Genomic DNA, 2,034 nt, shown 5'->3' with positions numbered 1-2,034 from the left:
TGTATGTTTTTTTCGCTGTTATGATTCGTTGATAGGAGTTGAGCAAAGCCGCCTTATCAATCACACCCTGTTTTGTCAGTAACACTAATTGGTCGATCAATTGACTAAGTTCAATCAAAGATTCGTTGCTATCAATGACCATTGGCATTAGCGCAATATCAGCTCCAGCATTAAAAGCTTTCACAACAGCATCTAATGATGAAAATGAGTCGCTTATAGCTCGCATGTCTAATGCATCTGTGATGACCAATCCTTCAAAGCCCATTTGGTTTCGCAACAAGTCGGTCAAAATGGGTTTAGAAAAAGTAGCTGGAGTAATGATGGTCTCACCCGTTTTTGTCGTTAGCTTTTGCGGGTCAAGTGCAGGAAACTGAATATGTGCAGACATAACAAAAGCAGGCTGGGTTTGAGCAATGATCTTATTGAATGGCTTCAATTCAACCTGTTCAATTCTAGACTTTGGGTGGTCAACAACAGGTAATCCAGAATGGCTGTCCACAACGGTATCTCCGTGGCCCGGGAAGTGTTTTAGTGTGGCCATGACTCCTTGCTGTTGCATTGCATTAACCGCTACTTTACCGAGGTTTGAGACTACTTCTGGGTTATCCGAAAAAGAACGGATATTAATGACTGGATTGTTGGGGTTGTTGTTTACATCTATGTTGGGTGCAAAATTGACATTAATGCCGACCGACCTTAACGAATGCGCTAGTGCTTTATATGTCTCTGCCGTTAATTTTTTACCTAGTTGTTGATCACCTTGATACACAGCGCCCAATGGCATATTCCCAGAAAAGGCTTCGAAATCATCCAATGGTAATCGCGCAACCCGGCCACCTTCTTGATCTGTAGCGATGAATAGCGGCAAATCTCCGGCTCGAGCATTTTGTAAATCTGAAGTTAGCGTGCGAATTTGATTGGTTGATTGTAGATTTTCTGAAAATAAGATCACACCGCCAATATGTTGAGACTTAATCGTTTGAGCAACAGGGTTAGGCAAGGTGACCATAGGCGTTCGACAGGCCTTTTTGGTATTTGAGGAACGTGACTTCTCACAATAAAACCTGATATCTATCATTAGTTTTTGGCCAATTGCTTGACGTAATAATTCATCATTAACACTTTTCGCTAGTGCTGAATTAGCCATGAGTAGGCTAGTAATGATCGCTACCCAAACTATTAATCGAACAAAGAGTGACAGATTCATAAAGTCAGATTCCTTAATTACGCATATAACCAAAAGCCAAATGAACGATCATTTTAACGTGATAACTTGAATCGGTTGTTTCAAGTATGTGTGGTTTTTAGTACATTCTTGTTAAGACACAGGATATCACTTTTATGAAATATATCATTGCAATAGATGGCGGTGGCAGTAAAACTCAGGGTGCCATTTACCAGGTTGAGTTAACCGAATTAAACCAGAGTGCTTCCGCTGACATTCAAGACAACCACAGTTCACTTCCGTTATCAAAATTGACGCTCGAAGGTAGTTCATTAACCGCATCATTTGAACGTGCTGAACAAGTGATAGCACAAATGATCAACCAGTTATTAAATGATCTCAGTCCAACTGAGCTTGTTGTCAGTGTTGGGGTTGCTGGTGCAGGGAACGACTCACTTGCCAAACGATTGCATCACAGCATCACTGAGCATTGCCGTCAAAACAAACTGCCAATGACTCATTGCTTAGTTATGGAAGATTGTGTGTCAGCGTTGTTTGGTGCCGCTTTTTCAAACGACTTTTCTGATACGACACTAATCACGCTTGGAACAGGTTCGTTTGTCGCTCATTTCAGAGATTTACCAAAGGCAGGCAAGAACCAATTGATATTCAAAGGAGGTTGGGGTTTTCCGATAGGTGATGAAGGTGGTGGTGCTCGTCTGGGGCAAGAGGCGGTTCGTCAATATTTACAGGTGTTAGACTCATCGTTAATTAGTGATAGTTTCACCACTACCAACAATTCAGACACGAGTAATACGTCTGCGATTCACCAAACTACAGGCCAAGTATTGGGTCAAACATTTGGCCAA

Annotated in this window: 1 protein-coding gene and 1 pseudogene; one reads left to right on the top strand and one right to left on the bottom strand. The window is 41.7% G+C overall.

From position 1 onward, the window contains the following. Positions 1 to 1,207 (bottom strand): glycoside hydrolase family 3 N-terminal domain-containing protein (locus AC4E96_RS09280; protein WP_490255616.1); only part of this gene is annotated, 1,207 nt, incomplete at its 3' end. A gap of 134 nt (positions 1,208 to 1,341) precedes the next feature. On the opposite strand from AC4E96_RS09280, the pseudogene AC4E96_RS09275 reads away from it, so the two are divergent. Beyond that, positions 1,342 to 2,034 (top strand): annotated as a pseudogene (locus AC4E96_RS09275) (hypothetical protein); the annotation flags it as partial.

The sequence above is a fragment of the Psychrosphaera sp. genome, assembly GCF_982872775.1.
Note: the sequence above shows the minus strand (reverse complement) of the source record. Positions and strands in the feature narration are given on the sequence as shown.